Origin of the sequence: Varibaculum vaginae (assembly GCF_900604285.1) — a bacterium.
Taxonomy (GTDB): Bacteria; Actinomycetota; Actinomycetes; order Actinomycetales; family Actinomycetaceae; genus Varibaculum; species Varibaculum vaginae.
Map to the genome: position 1 here is coordinate 291776 of NZ_UWNY01000001.1, position 14085 is coordinate 305860.

The window sequence follows — 14085 nt, forward strand, 5'->3', positions numbered from 1 at the left end:
TTAAATCGCGAGCGCCTGTTGAATAATTGCAGTTAAGGCACTTTTTATCCCTCCTCCCTTAATCACTGCCATCAATAAGCCGGCAAACGCTGCTGCCGCTAAAGTGCCGATCGCATATTCAGCGGTAGTCATCCCGTCCTCCTCGGTTTTCAAGCGGCCAATCGCCTGCCGGGTTTGTACCCACACCAGTGTTCGTAACGCCAAATTCTTCATCCCTTCCCCTTTCCTTATCCCCAGACCCGCTTCGGCCTGTGGTGATACCAGGATTCCGTGGGGGAGAGACCCCTAACAATGTCCGCATAAATCGGTCTGCAAACACTGCGATTATCACTCCTTGGGGACTTGTGGGCGATAATGGGCGCATGAGCGAGCAAGCAAACCAATCCGATAAAGAACTATTCGCCCAGGCACGCAAAGCAATCCCTGGAGGCGTTAACTCTCCGGTACGCGCCTACGGAAGCGTGGGCGGCACGCCGCACTTCATCAAAGAGGCCTTCGGCGCCTACGTACGTGATGAAGAAGACAACACTTTTGTGGATTTGGTCTGTTCCTGGGGACCGGCACTGCTAGGACACTCCTGTCCCCCGGTGGTGCGGGCAGTGCAAGAAGCCGCTGCCAAAGGCCTCTCTTTTGGTGCCCCTACGGTAAGTGAAACCAAGCTGGCACAGGCAATTACCGCCAGGATGCCTTCCTGTGAACAAGTCCGCATGGTTTCTACCGGTACCGAAGCCACTATGACCGCTATCCGTCTGGCGCGGGGAGTTACCGGACGTGACTTAATCATCAAGTTTGCCGGCTGCTATCACGGGCACTCCGATGGTCTTTTGGCCGCAGCTGGTTCCGGGGTGGCCACCCAGGGACTGCCTGGCTCTGCCGGGGTGACCGCAGCGGTTGCGGCCGAAACCATCGTCCTCCCCTATAACGACTTTGACGTCCTTACCGAAACCTTTGAGCGTAAAGGGGAACAAGTCGCGGCGGTTATTTGTGAATCCTGCCCTGCCAATATGGGAGTGGTGCCACCACTGCCTGGCTTCAATCAACATATTCGTACACTCACCAGCAAGTACGGGGCGTTAATGATTACCGACGAAGTGCTAACTGGTTTCCGGGTAGGTCCCTCGGGGTATTGGGGTTTACAAAATGATTATTGGATTGATTTACCTGCTAGGCTTCCTGATTTTTCCAACGAGGACGAGCTGGCTAGCTGGCGGGAAAGCCAGTTAGAAAAAATGGAGTTCGTGCCGGACATCTTCACTTTCGGAAAAGTCATCGGCGGGGGCATGCCGCTGGCCGCTTTAGGTGGATCTCGGGAAATTATGGAGCAGCTGTCTCCCCTGGGACCGGTTTACCAGGCCGGAACCCTTTCGGGTAACCCATTGGCCACCGCGGCCGGTCTGAAAACTTTGGAGTTAGCCGACCACGCGGTCTATGCCCGCACTACTGCGGTTGCTGACGCTCTCATCGGGGCGATTGAGCACGAGGCCGCGGAAGCGGAGGTAGCGTTGAAAGTCAACCGGGCAGGCAGTTTGTTCTCGGTGTTCTTCGGGGAAGGTCCAGCAGAAAATGGAGTAACTAATTTCGAGCAGGCCAATGCGCAGGAAACTTTCCGTTACCGCGCGTTCTTCCACGCGATGGAGGAAGAAAATATCGCTTTACCACCCTCCGGGTTTGAGGCTTGGTTCGTGTCTTCTGCTCACGATGACCGGGCAGTGGGACACATTCTTGAGGCGCTTCCCTCTGCGATGCGGGCTGCTGCCGAAGCTAAGGAAGATAATTAAGTTAAAGCTATTTCGACACCCTTTCTAATTGAACGCTCATTACCCCAGGAATTTGCGTTAACTTCGATTAAAACTCTATCGCTAAACTTTAATGTTGTGATACACTTGTGTTGATAATACTAATTGGGTTGGAAAGTTTCGATTAGCTATGAGCATTCTGCGCAAGATCAGCAGTTTTGCTGCCACAACTCTAGTGGCAGCGGCGCCGCTGTACATTGGCTTCTGCTCTGCTCCTTCCGCCTTTGCCACTACTCTCGACACGCCGCCGACCAGTAATTCCTCAGCAACACCAGCGTCTGGAACCCAAAATTTGAATGACTGGGCAAAGGCTAATTGCCCTGGTGGATCCGGATTTGTTAACGACACCGCTGTAAACACCCCGATTTACTTGGGGTACGCAAATGGAAACACCTATCTGGGGTATACCAATACCACCTGGAAGTCCGGGGTTGACTCTAGTAATCAGTTCACTGACACCCGCACCCTTAAAACCATAAATGAGCGGGGCGAAGAAACCACGACCTACAAACCCAAATTCGGCACCTGCGTGCGGGTAGCTTCCGATCAAAGTGGACAGATAGTCGCGCGAGTCTATTACGGAACCCTGTTTAGTGCAGATAAATCGGCCTTATCCGCCTCCGGTTTCAGCGATAAAACTCAGACAGTTTTCCAAGTTACCAAAGTAAAAGCTTGGAATCCGGAAACGAAAATAGAATCACGGTCAGAACAATCTGGTGGCACCTACCAAGAAATGCCTCATTCCCTGGCTCAAAACAGTTCCGATAGCGGCTTCAAAAATACCCTAGTAAGCAGAGAAGACGTTATTAACCTGCGCTTTAGCCAATCTGGGTTTTATACCATCAACCTGAAGGCGATTACCGAAGACCCCGGACAGCCTGGAAAAATTTACCAGGCTGAAATGGCCTACACCTTTATCGTTGGTAAAGAAGCCGCAATCCCTCAAGATCTGCAGGATATCGTTGATGGAAACTCTGGGGAAGGATCAGAGATTCCTCCCACTCCCGACCCGGGAGAAAATACTCCTGAAACACCGACGCCAAGCCACGGAGATAATGAGGAAAACCCCCAGCCAGGACCTGTCCCCACCCCCAATCCCGAAGACACCACCCCCGTTAATCCCACGCCAGGTCACGGAGATACTGGCGAAAATTCCCAGTCAGGAAATGATTCCACCCTCGATCCTGGGTTAAATCCTCATCCTTGGATACCCTCGGAGGGAGTCGGGAACGAAAATTCTCATACTCGACCTAATTCCGACCGCAAGCCTACAGGTACCTCCACTAATGCTCAGAGCTATTCTTCTCCCCACTTACATGCGAGTTCGCGGCTTGACAGTGCTAACACTGCCAGGACTGGCAACTCCCTAGGTCACGCGCAACTACCCCAACCGCTGGCAGGTGCATTCCTCACCCTTCCCGCCCCGACAACAATCTCTGCAGATGCTGGGAAATCATCTGGAAATCAGGCTGACTCTGCGGCCCCTAAGCATTACTCTGCCAATACAAATGGTTCCGATTCCAATACCTATACCGATAGCGGAAGTTCCTTAAAGTTCCAGGCGGATAGCACTTCTACCAAGCAAGCTGCTCAAGAATGGGTTCGTTCCTCCTCTCTCGCGGTATTTGCTTTCGGTCTGGCAGCTTCCGGTATTTCCGGTATCGGGTTACTTGCTTTTTCGCGGATGCATCCGTAGATGAAAAAACCATGGCGTACCCGGTTTCGTAACTTCCGTCTAAAACGCGAAAAAGATCAACCTCTTGATGAAGCTATCTATATGTCGGCTGCTACTGGTCGACTCGAACCTTTGCTTCGTGCCCTCGCAATTTATCCGGTTTATAGCAGTGGGCAAGTCACGCATAGCGATGATTCCCATTTTTTACTCACCTATTCCACTCGTCTGCGAGCAACCGATACCTCCCCGATAAAAGCTGCGCTTTTAACTGAGCATGTGGAGGAAATCAGCACAAAATTTGCTCCTTTGGGAGCCATTTTAAATCCGGGCGGAAAGTTTGAGATCACCCTAGAGGCGCATAATCTTCCACGTCTGCACACTCTGGTTGCCGGTCTTCCTAGCGAAGATGCACTCACCCCGATTGCCTCTGAATCCCTAGCAGTCACTCCAGCCACTGACAATCATAACCAACTGCTAAACGTACTAACGCAGCGTTTAAGGGTGCCCGCCGGGCAAATGCTACGTGTTCTCACTGCAGAGTTTCACGGTTTTAAACCAGACGCATGGCCAGTACTGTTCTTAGTTAATCCTGACGGCGTACCTCAAGAGATTCCCGCCTTCCTTAGTGAGCAGCTTAATCGCGATTTTCCCCAGGTGATAGTGGTAAACCCCGCGATCGCTGATTGGCGGCGTGACCTATTTTGGCACTACCGCGAGCTGCTGCTATAAAAGTTTGCTAGCTAACTTCCCGGCTCCACAAAATAGGGATCTAACTGGGTTTTATATCCCTCATTACCATCAAGAACTGATCATTTTCTGTGCGGCTACCGATAGTTACCCTCAGCCCTTCAGGAAAACCGCGGGTTTGTATCCCCTGGGAAAGCATAGCTGCCTGAATTTCCGCGCCTATTTGCCCGTTAAACCAAATAAAATTACCGCCTGCCTGCGGAATATTCCAACCATTGTCGCGCAGTATATTCAATACCCGCTCTCGTTCTTGAGTAATCTCGCCTACTTGCTGACGCACGGTTTCCTCCGCCGCTAACGCCGCCAGCGCGCATGCTTCTGCCACATTTGACAGTCCAAAGGGGGTTGCCACTTTGCGGATTGCCGCCGCCACCTGGGGACTGGTTAAACCATAGCCGCAACGCAGCCCCGCCATCCCATAGGCTTTTGAAAAAGTTCGTAGCACCAGTAAGTTAGGAAAATCTGCAAGTAAATCCGTACCATCAACATGCCCGGGAGAGGTATCGAACTCGAAATAGGCTTCATCCAGAACTGCCAGCACCGTATGGGGTAAAACCTTTAAAAATTCGCGAACCTGCTCTGCCGATAGGGATGAACCGGTGGGGTTATTGGGACTGCAGAGAATAACTGCTGAGGTATCTGCATCTACTGCCTCTAAAATGGCCTTTAAATCATGACTACCCTGTTCGGTGAGCGGAATCTTCCGGGAAGAGGCACCGGTGATTCCCACCAAAATCGGGTATGCCTCAAAAGAACGCCAAGGGTAAATTACGTTATTGTTCGCCTGTGCTACGGCAGTAATTGCATTAGCGAGCACTTGAATGGAGCCGGGACCTACCACCACTTGGTTTTGCTCCAGACCAAAGCGGGCAGCTAGTTTTTCTACTAGGGCGCTACCAATCGCACTCGGATAGCGGTTAGCCGATGATAAAGCATTTACACCTGCCTGGATAACCGATGAGTCAGGCGGGAACGGAAGCTCGTTACTGGAGAGTTTAACTACTTTTCCCGCCTCGCCTTTGCCGGCGACATAGGTGGGAAGAGTAGCAAGTGCCTGCCGAAATCTAACTTGGGTCATAACTTAAGTTTGCTCCCTTATGGCAGATACTGCTCGCCCGTTTCAAAAAATACGGCTGGTGGGGATGTTCACCACTCACCCCTGATCTGTCAGCTCCCCCAAGTACGCACTACGACTGACCCCTATTGACCGTGTCATAATAGGAGTCATGCAAACCCTGCTTGATAACTGTTTTGATTTCGCCCACACCGATACTGCTTTAGGCCCCTTAGATGGACGTTACCGCTCCCACGTAGCTGCGCTAACTAACTACCTGTCCGAACCGGCTCTTAACCGTGCCCGGCTTTTAGTGGAGGTAGAGTGGCTGATTTTCCTGGCTGACAACCGAGTATTAAAAGGGGTACCTCCTTTTTCTGAGGAGGACAAACGCTACCTACGCTCCCTGATAGAGAGTTTCGGCGAGACCGAGGTAGCGGAGCTGAAACAAATCGAAGCGGAAACCAAGCACGATGTGAAGGCGGTCGAGTATTTCTTACAAGAACGTCTGCGTCGCGCGGCAGATGTTTTAGCGGAAACCGATTTACCCCACTACTTGGCTGCCGTACATATTTTCTGCACTTCTGAAGATATTAATAATCTGGCCTACGGGATCGGGATTAAAGGTGCTGTAGAAAAAGTGTGGCTCCCGCAAGCCAAGAAGCTTGTAAAACAACTTGATGAACTTGCCTGTAAAGCCGCTGAAGTACCTATGCTGGCACACACTCATGGTCAACCAGCTACCCCGGTGACTCTCGGTAAAGAAATGGCAGTGTTCGCTTACCGTCTAAAACGACAGATTAGCCGGATTGAAAATGCCGAGTATTTAGGCAAAATAAACGGTGCGACTGGTACCTGGGCCGCACATAAAGTGGCTGTGCCCAGTGCTAACTGGCCGCAGCTGGCGAAGTCATTCGTGGAACATCTAGGGCTAACCTGGAATCCTCTTACCACCCAGATTGAGTCCCATGACTGGCAAAGCGAGCTGTATAGCGACCTGGCTAGGGTCAACCGGATTATGCACAATCTGGCGACAGACTGCTGGACCTACATCTCGATGGCCTACTTCCACCAAAACTTGGCAGCGCAAGGCTCGACAGGTTCTTCTACTATGCCCCATAAGGTCAATCCCATCCGCTTTGAAAACGCAGAAGCCAATCTGGAGATTTCGTGTGCGCTACTGGAAACCTTGGCACAAACCCTGGTTACCTCCAGATTGCAACGTGACCTTACAGATTCTTCCACCCAACGCAATATCGGAGTGGCAATCGGGCATTCCCTGCTCGCCCTCTATAATCTTTCGGGTGGTCTCAATGGACTTGATATAGCCGATCAAGTGATGGCGCGTGACCTTGATCGAAACTGGGAGGTTCTTGGAGAGGCAGTGCAGCAGGTGATGCGGGTCGAAGGCTTAGCCGGTACTCCCGGGATGGATAACCCGTATGAGCGTCTAAAAAAGCTCACCCGCGATAGCAAAGTTGATCAAGCAGCTATGAGAGACTTTGTACTATCTTTAGGCCTGTCTGAGGATGCACAGGCACGGCTAGCAGCGCTCACCCCCCAAACCTATATCGGTTATGCCCCCGAGCTGGCTAACGGAGAACTACCCCAAAATTAATACTTACCGACTGGTAAGTATTAAAAATAAAAAGTTTACAGCGGGATTACAGAAAAATTACGAGCATCCTCTGGATATTTATCAAGGTTAAAGCCTTATGTGAGCTATCTTACCTAGATTAGATAATTTTCAGCTGGCAATTTAGTGACCACGCGGTAAGATTATGAGTGGTACCAAATGAATGGAGTGTTCCCAAAACGGCTCCACAATAGATGAGGGATTTAATCATGAGACTTAAGAATTTCGCCCAGACCCTAGTGTCTGGGGTTTGCGCAACGGCCTTGATTCCTGCCGGTCTCTTAGCAGTAGCTGCAGCCGGAAACCTCCAAGGTGAATCGCCAGCTGGCGAGATAAACGTAACCACCTCAGTAGCAAACACCCCCAAGTTTTTAAGTGGTTGTATCGGTTCGGATCAGCTGGGTTCCGAAAATGTGGAGATTCGTAACCTCCCAGCCGGCAAAGACTGGTTCCTTACTGTTTCTGATTCTGATCAAAGTCCTTTCCCCAGCCGCGACAGCTACCGCAATCCCAATGGCGGCGGCTATATGTACATTTTTAACTCTGACGCTGATGCTAACTACCGCCATATAAAAGAGGCAGTTAAAGACAGCGGTTTTGGTTTAGCTGCAAGCTACAGTTTCAAATCGTCAGTCAAACACACTTACGCCTGGGTTTTTGTCCAACTAGAGGATGAACTATACGGAGCTTTGAAAGTGAATGCGGGGTGTGATTACGACTTCAGCTCGGTATTGGACAACAATCTTTTTGACAAATATTTACAAATTAAGAAGATGCTGGTTAACCCCCAGGCTGTAAGGCAAGATGTTAATCCTCATCTAGAGCTACACCAGTTTAGGGCTCCGGCTGCTGGCGACTTTAAGGTACTAGATGCTGCTCCGGAACCTCTGCCCGAAACTGATCCAAACACTGAGCCTTCCCATCCCGACGTTCCCGAGGTTCCGGAATCTCCCGCAGCTCCCACGGTGGAGCGCCAAGCTCCAACGCTTGATGCTTCCGCCAAGAAACCCGCTCCACATGCTGCAACACAAACCAGCCCCAGAACTGGTCAGGCCGACACTACCAGCCAAGCTAAACCACAACCGACTCCGGTACGCACCGTAGTTGAGTATCGAGAAAGCACCCGTACAGTAACTGTTCCCGGTCCGATTCGTTTCCGGGAAGCTCCAAACAATGCTTCATCCTCCAATAACGCAAGTGGAACGGATATTCCTTCTACTACCGCGAACAACTCCGCTAAACCGGCTCAAGAGGGGTCAAATAGCGCGAAGGAGAGCACTGGCAATGGGACCGCCAGTCAAGTTCAGGGAGTAGAAAAACCCAAGGCAGCCCCCTCGGCACCCGCTGCGGCTCGTGCTGTAAGCAACCCCAGTGTGGTTGATCGCATGGGTGGGCTCGGCACGATTGTCGCAATCGCGGTTCTTGGGTTGATTGGCGCAGGTGGCGCCATTGCCCTAACCAGGTCGTTAATAAACGGTTAAGGCCACTGGGAACTGGCCTTAGCAGTTTGCTGGTTAGGTACGGGGCAGGAGATTCCCTCAATCTCCTGCCCCGTCTGAAATTTCTGTGGGTTTCATAAACAGCTGAACCCGTTGCAAACCGCCAACGAGAGATTAGAATTCAGGCAGAACGCATCAAAATACAAGAAGAGGAAATTATGTGGTTCTTCCCAGCTAAACGTCCAGGACAAAAGGCTACTGATCGCACAATCAATATTTTGGTCACTGGAATGACCTGTAATAAATGTGTAGAGCATGTAAGTGAAGCTTTAGAACATCTGGATAAGGTTAAACGGGTATCGGTGTTGCTTCGCACCGATGAACCCAGCCAGGTGACCATCCTTAGTGACTACGAGATCGAGGATCAGGTTCTCCGTGACACCATTAAAGATGCCGGATACCAAGTCGTCGGCATCGAACGTGACCAGTAAAAGCGAAAATTTCCCTTCCTTTTAGCAGGTCACACAGGCAAAGAAACGCTGGCTATTAGCAAGCTTCCACTCGCCTATTTTCCGGCAGCTTTTCTCTGAGAACGCGCCTTGAAATAGCTGAACACCATCGGTAGTACCGAGATTGCCACGATGGCAAGGGCGATTACCTCTACGTTATTGGCTATTGCCGGAATATCCCCTAGCAGTATCCCTGCGAGCATAAAAACCCCAATCCAGAGCGCGGCACCTAGCATATTCCAGATCAAAAAAGTCCGGTAATGTTGCTTGCCAATCCCGGCAATGATCGGCACAAAAGTGCGGACGAAGGGAACGAATCGTGCCAACAATAAGGCCACTCCACCGTAACGGCGGAAAAACTCCTCAGATTTATGCATATTTTCGGTTGATAAATAGCGGGCATCATCTTTAAATAGCCGTCGCCCGTATTTACGCCCCAGCCAATAACCCACCAGGTTTCCCCCGATAGCGGCAATAAAGAGCACAAGAAAAGTCAACCATTCCGGCACTCCTGGAATCCGGTTATGTAAAATTCCCAAGGCAAAAATCATGGAGTCCCCCGGAAGTACCGGGAACAGCACACCGGATTCGATAAACACGATGAGAGCGACTGCAGCCACCATCCAGCCACCAAGTTGCGTCAGGAGGGTGTTGAGCAGAAGATTGGGATCAGTAAGGTAATCCATCGCTCCGGTGGTAGGTATAAGCCCCAACATTAGCCCTCCTAAATAGATTTATGAACTTCTTTCATCCTAGACGAGGGCGCTAAACCCCTAGCAAGCAAAAATCTACCCTGGGCGCAAGGTCACATCCGGGTTAATCGCATAGAATCAAGACATGGGTATTTCGGGAGATACTGCCAGCCCCCAGCGCAATCAGCACGTTACCGAAATAGTTGATGCCAAAAACTCGCGTTTGCGTCGCATAGATGACCTGGCACGTGCCGGGCTTTACTTGGCAACCATCATCCTGGTGGTATTACTGGCTATCTACGCCCACACGACCACTCAAGCGGTCGCTCAAGATTTAACTAAAGTTTTTATTAACACGACTTTAGCGCAGATTCTACTGCTTCCCCTCTCCATGCTCCAAAATCTATTTATCCTGCTATCCCCAGTGTCATTGTTGATTATGCTAGCGCTGCGTGGGCAATGGTTACGAACCTTCCAAGCTGCTTTTACCGCGATAGTGGGGGGAGTGGTCGCATTCGGAGCTTCCGTCTTATTTTCGGCGCTACCCTACGTTTTTTCTAACGCGTTAAAAGTTTGGGCAGTGGGTGGTTCTATCGTCGCCATCTCCATTCCCTTTACTGCGGTAGTAGCAATGATGACTATGGCGGGGGAACGCCGACGAGACCAACTAGTACGATTGCTATGGGCAATAACTTGGGCAATCTTAGCTCTGGCAGTACTGCAAGGCCGAATGACTTTACCTTCGGCACTAATCACTGTGCTATTAGGTACTTTCACCGGATGTATAGGACGCTACCTGTGGGGAGTGCGGAACTATCGCCCCACCGGAACTGCCCTGATTCGAGCTTTAACCCGAGTGGGGATTATTCCCCGACGAATCTTGCGTCTAGATCCTCCCACTGAAGGAGATTTACTTTGCGTTGAACAAGTGACTTTCACTACCGAAGCTGACTCCCTACTGCCGGTGGGGAAAATGAAATCAGCAAGTCTGCCCCTAGATCCAGTTTCAGAGCTAGCTACCTTCGCCGGTCAGGATCTGAAATCCCAAGGGGAAACAGCTGGCTTGTCCGACCGAGTCTATTGCGTCATCTCTGAGAATTCTCGCCGCTACCGGGTGGTGGCTACCGATGGCGACTCCCGCCTCTCCACTTGGATTACAGGAATCTGGAATAACCTACGGTTACGCTCTTTCTCAAAGTCAACTGCCGCTACCGTGAGGCAAAACGGGGAATACACCGCATTAATGGGGGCGATGACCACGCGTACACAGGTGAATACGCGTCCCTATCACGGTCTTGCCCACTCGGGAACCACTATGCTCAACATTTTCGAGGACGATATTGCTCTCAGACCTTTTAGTTCCCTAGACTCTGCGGATATTTTAGATGAACAACTTATATCCGCCTGGAAACAGTTGCTCCACGCCCATCAAGGGGGGCTCGCCCACCGAAATATCAATGCCCAGAATCTTTGTTTAGGATCCGATGGATCCCCCTATTTTCTCAACTGGTCACAGGGAGAAGTTGCGGCCTCCAAAATGTCTATTCTAATCGACCAGGTACAACTGTTAGTACTAACCAGCCTGGTAGTGGGGGAAGATCAGGCTGTCAAAGCCATGGGACAGGTACTTCCCGCTTCTCAAATAGAGGCAATGGTGCCCGTATTGCAAACCTTGGCACTGCCAGATTCCACCAGACGACAGGTACGAAAAACTTCTCTACTTCCCAACTTGCGCCAACGACTATTAAGTATCAGTCAAACCGATCCCGCAACTATTCCGCGAGCTCAGTTGCGCAGCTTCTCTTGGTCTTCGCTTATTTTCACGGCGTTGGGGGTAGCGGCAGTTTTAGTCATCTTAGGTTCGCTGAACTTCAAAGAAATCTACGCCACGATTATTACTGCAAACGGTTGGTGGATTGGGGGCGGAATATTTTTCGCCATCGTTATGAGCTGCGGGCAAGCATTATCCCTGCAGGCAGTCACCCCTAATCCTCTAGGTTACCTAGAACTATTTTTACTGCAAATGGCGGGTTCGGTTACCTCACTAGTAGTTCCCGCAGGTTTGGGAGTTGGAGCGCTAAACCTGAGGTACTTGACTAAGAAAAATATGACTAGCGCCTTGGCGCTAGCAACCGTTTCCTTAATGCAGCTTTTCCAATTTGTGATCACCGTGGCGCTGCTGGCGGTAATGGTAATGTTCACCGGGACATCGATGAACGTACGACTACCGTCCTCGACTATGGTGGCCGCTGTTTTAGTTATTGTCGCTGCACTAGTAACCGCGTTTGCCCTCCCCAAAGTGCGTAAATGGATTTGGGGGAAAATTGAACCCTCCTTCTATCAGGTCTGGCCGCGTCTAATCTGGATTACCTCCAGTCCCCGGCGAATGTTCCTAACCGCGTTGGGTTGCCTGTTGCAAACCGGTCTGCAACTCAGCGCCTTCTATTGTGCAGTGGCAGCTTTTGGCTACCACTTGCCGATTGCCACCATTACCGTAACTTTCCTAGTCTCCAACACTCTAGGCTCCCTCATTCCCACCCCGGGAGGGCTAGGTCCGGTCGAGGCCGCCCTCACCGCTGGCCTGCAGGTAGCCGGGGTTCCAGGTGCGATTGCCCTCTCTGGAGCGTTGCTGTACCGATTGTTAACTTTCTGGATGCGAGCACCCCTGGGCTGGTTAGCAATGCGCTACCTGCAACGGCACGACGTGCTTTAACTAACTGGCTCCAACCTGCTTTTCTCCCTTAGGCTAGAAGCAAAGAGAGGAATAGGTAATGAGTGAATCCCCTGCCTTAGAGCGACCCAAGAAAAAGCCGGCGGCCATTATTGTCTTAGTGCTACTGGCAATTTCCTTCTTAGTGCTGGTATTTTTTATCGCCTATTATCTAGGTTCGAGTAAATCCGATAGTACTAATACCAACGCAACTGATTCGTCATCGCTAAGCACCCAAGGTACACAAAATGACCAACAGTTACCTCAAGGGGTGAACCTAATCAGCGACGAACAGGGTAAAAAGCTTATCAAGTCTTTTTATCGCTCCAATAGGAACGATGCCCGGGCGATTGGCAGCCCGAAGGCACCCGTGACTATGGTTCAGTTTTCTGATTTTTCTTGCCCGATGTGTTATCAATATGAATCCACTGTGTTTCCCCAGTTGAAACCATATATCGATAATGGTACTTTGCGGATCGAATTTAACAACTTGACGATTTTCGCTCGAGAGTACCATTCGGATCTCGCGGCGGCGGCTTCGATTGCAGCCGCGAAACAAGGCAAGTTCTGGGAATTCTTAGTTTCAGCCACCAACTTAGCTGGTGAGGAAGGGAGTGGTCACATCACCTGGGATCAACAGTTGGTCACTGAAGTGGCTAAATCCGCTGGAGTTGGTGACCTCGAACGATTCACTCAAGATCTTAACTCTTCGGAAACTGCAAAAATTGTGCGGCAAGAAAGCAGGCATGCCAGTTCAGCAGGTCTTAGTGGCACCCCGGCGTTTTTCATCAATAACTATTACATTACCGGAGCTCTACCTGCGGAAAGCTTCCTACAAACAATTGAAATTGCGTTGAAAGACACGAAGTAATCTCCCATGACCATTAACTTTACGATTGCTTACTTGGGAGGCCTGGTTACCTTCCTAGCTCCCTGCGGAGCTTTCTTACTACCGGCATTTTTCGCCTGCGCTTTTGAGGAGCGCGGCCGCCTCCTGCAGCGAATCCTTGTGTTTCTGGTTGGGCTAGTCGTTGCCTTGGTACCCCTAGGCTTTGCCGCCGGAGGACTCGGAAGCTGGCTACTTTCCCATTCTCACCTAGTTACCCTAATCGCCGGGGGGGTTATTATAGCCCTGGGTCTCACCCGAGTATTAGCCCTCCCCTTACCTAAACTGCCTTTACCTCGAGCATTAGGAGGGGTAACTCGTCCCAGTATCGCCGGGATTTTTTTGTTCGGAGTCTCTTATGGGCTCGCTGGCTCCGGGTGTACCGGCCCAATCTTAGGAGCAGTCCTTTCCGCTGCTACCCTCACTGGTTCTAGTGTCCGCGGCGGCATCCTAATGTTTTGGTATGCACTTGGTATGTTCACTCCTGTAGCTGGACTTTCCCTCATCTGGGGTTCCCTTACTGCCCGCCAACAACGGCTATTACATCCGCGGCCACTTCGATTCTTAGGGCGTCAGAACACCTGGGGTTCACTACTGACCGGCCTTATATTTGTGGCGGTAGGAGGATTCCTATTGGTTTCCGGTGGTGCCAACTCTAATTCTTTACTTAACCCCTCCCAGCAGGTGTCGTTAGAAACCCGCATCACCAGTATGGCCAGTGTCCTCCCGGATTTTCTTTTACCACTATTGCTAGTGGTTTTACTGGCATTTATTGCCACACTCACCTGGTATTTACGCAGTCAAAAGCAACAATTTTCCAAGGATAATCCCCCAGAATGACCGTTAGGTAAATCCGTATTACTCCACTTTTGACCACTTTGTGACTTTGGCTTTGGCTGGGTTGGTTCTTCGTGCGAAAATGGCAATTAAGCTAGCAAAGG

General features: G+C 50.8%; 12 protein-coding genes. 9 read left to right on the top strand and 3 right to left on the bottom strand.

All coding sequences use genetic code 11. The annotated features are described in order from the left end of the window. A complete protein-coding gene (locus EFB02_RS01240; RefSeq protein ID WP_122819631.1) occupies window positions 1–213 on the bottom strand; it encodes a DUF4244 domain-containing protein in 213 nt (70 codons plus the stop codon). Window positions 214–362: 149 nt separating this feature from the next. Here EFB02_RS01240 and hemL point away from each other — a divergent pair, with 149 nt between their 5' ends. From hemL to EFB02_RS01255, 3 genes are all read left to right on the top strand, one after another. Then, a complete protein-coding gene (gene hemL, locus EFB02_RS01245; protein WP_122819633.1) occupies window positions 363–1778 on the top strand; it encodes a glutamate-1-semialdehyde 2,1-aminomutase in 1416 nt (471 codons plus the stop codon). A 148-nt stretch (window positions 1779–1926) separates the two neighbouring features. After that, window positions 1927–3492, top strand: coding sequence for a hypothetical protein (locus EFB02_RS01250; protein ID WP_122819635.1), 1566 nt, complete (start codon window positions 1927–1929; stop codon window positions 3490–3492). Beyond that, the gene (locus EFB02_RS01255) at window positions 3493–4200 is read left to right on the top strand and encodes a hypothetical protein (RefSeq protein ID WP_122819637.1); all 708 of its coding nucleotides are present in this window, start codon (window positions 3493–3495) and stop codon (window positions 4198–4200) included. 40 nt (window positions 4201–4240) lie between these two features. On the opposite strand, the gene hisC is transcribed toward EFB02_RS01255, so the two are convergent. Beyond that, window positions 4241–5296, bottom strand: coding sequence for a histidinol-phosphate transaminase (hisC, locus tag EFB02_RS01260; RefSeq protein ID WP_122819639.1), 1056 nt, complete (start codon window positions 5294–5296; stop codon window positions 4241–4243). Between the two features lie 148 nt (window positions 5297–5444). Here hisC and purB point away from each other — a divergent pair, with 148 nt between their 5' ends. The 3 genes from purB (at window position 5445) to EFB02_RS01275 (ending at window position 8838) form a co-directional block, all read left to right on the top strand. After that, window positions 5445–6890 (top strand): adenylosuccinate lyase, encoded by a 1446-nt coding sequence (purB, locus tag EFB02_RS01265; protein WP_122819641.1) that lies wholly within the window; start codon window positions 5445–5447, stop codon window positions 6888–6890. Between the two features lie 227 nt (window positions 6891–7117). After that, window positions 7118–8389, top strand: coding sequence for a hypothetical protein (locus EFB02_RS01270; protein ID WP_122819643.1), 1272 nt, complete (start codon window positions 7118–7120; stop codon window positions 8387–8389). 176 nt (window positions 8390–8565) lie between these two features. Beyond that, a complete protein-coding gene (locus EFB02_RS01275) occupies window positions 8566–8838 on the top strand; it encodes a heavy-metal-associated domain-containing protein (RefSeq protein WP_122819645.1) in 273 nt (90 codons plus the stop codon). Window positions 8839–8912: 74 nt separating this feature from the next. On the opposite strand, the gene EFB02_RS01280 is transcribed toward EFB02_RS01275, so the two are convergent. Further along, window positions 8913–9572, bottom strand: a complete 660-nt coding sequence (locus EFB02_RS01280) for a DedA family protein (RefSeq protein ID WP_234992686.1) — start codon at window positions 9570–9572, stop codon at window positions 8913–8915. A 121-nt stretch (window positions 9573–9693) separates the two neighbouring features. On the opposite strand from EFB02_RS01280, the gene EFB02_RS01285 reads away from it, so the two are divergent. From EFB02_RS01285 to EFB02_RS01295, 3 genes are read left to right on the top strand one after another with little or no spacing between them, the layout of a single operon-like run. Further along, the gene (locus EFB02_RS01285) at window positions 9694–12261 is read left to right on the top strand and encodes a lysylphosphatidylglycerol synthase transmembrane domain-containing protein (RefSeq protein WP_122819647.1); all 2568 of its coding nucleotides are present in this window, start codon (window positions 9694–9696) and stop codon (window positions 12259–12261) included. A 58-nt stretch (window positions 12262–12319) separates the two neighbouring features. Beyond that, a complete protein-coding gene (locus EFB02_RS01290) occupies window positions 12320–13129 on the top strand; it encodes a DsbA family protein (protein ID WP_122819649.1) in 810 nt (269 codons plus the stop codon). A 6-nt stretch (window positions 13130–13135) separates the two neighbouring features. Beyond that, window positions 13136–13984: a cytochrome c biogenesis CcdA family protein gene (locus EFB02_RS01295; RefSeq protein ID WP_122819651.1), complete on the top strand. Its 849-nt coding sequence runs from the start codon at window positions 13136–13138 to the stop codon at window positions 13982–13984. The last annotated feature ends 101 nt before the right edge of the window (window positions 13985–14085 follow it).

Bases quoted from the DNA above. Each gene is read 5' to 3' on its own strand.
- EFB02_RS01240 (WP_122819631.1), bottom strand. From the start codon at position 213: ATGAAGAATTTGGCGTTACGAACACTGGTGTGGGTACAAACCCGGCAG.
- hemL (WP_122819633.1), top strand. From the start codon at position 363: ATGAGCGAGCAAGCAAACCAATCCGATAAAGAACTATTCGCCCAGGCA.
- EFB02_RS01250 (WP_122819635.1), top strand. From the start codon at position 1,927: ATGAGCATTCTGCGCAAGATCAGCAGTTTTGCTGCCACAACTCTAGTG.
- EFB02_RS01255 (WP_122819637.1), top strand. From the start codon at position 3,493: ATGAAAAAACCATGGCGTACCCGGTTTCGTAACTTCCGTCTAAAACGC.
- hisC (WP_122819639.1), bottom strand. From the start codon at position 5,296: ATGACCCAAGTTAGATTTCGGCAGGCACTTGCTACTCTTCCCACCTAT.
- purB (WP_122819641.1), top strand. From the start codon at position 5,445: ATGCAAACCCTGCTTGATAACTGTTTTGATTTCGCCCACACCGATACT.
- EFB02_RS01270 (WP_122819643.1), top strand. From the start codon at position 7,118: ATGAGACTTAAGAATTTCGCCCAGACCCTAGTGTCTGGGGTTTGCGCA.
- EFB02_RS01275 (WP_122819645.1), top strand. From the start codon at position 8,566: ATGTGGTTCTTCCCAGCTAAACGTCCAGGACAAAAGGCTACTGATCGC.
- EFB02_RS01280 (WP_234992686.1), bottom strand. From the start codon at position 9,572: ATGTTGGGGCTTATACCTACCACCGGAGCGATGGATTACCTTACTGAT.
- EFB02_RS01285 (WP_122819647.1), top strand. From the start codon at position 9,694: ATGGGTATTTCGGGAGATACTGCCAGCCCCCAGCGCAATCAGCACGTT.
- EFB02_RS01290 (WP_122819649.1), top strand. From the start codon at position 12,320: ATGAGTGAATCCCCTGCCTTAGAGCGACCCAAGAAAAAGCCGGCGGCC.
- EFB02_RS01295 (WP_122819651.1), top strand. From the start codon at position 13,136: ATGACCATTAACTTTACGATTGCTTACTTGGGAGGCCTGGTTACCTTC.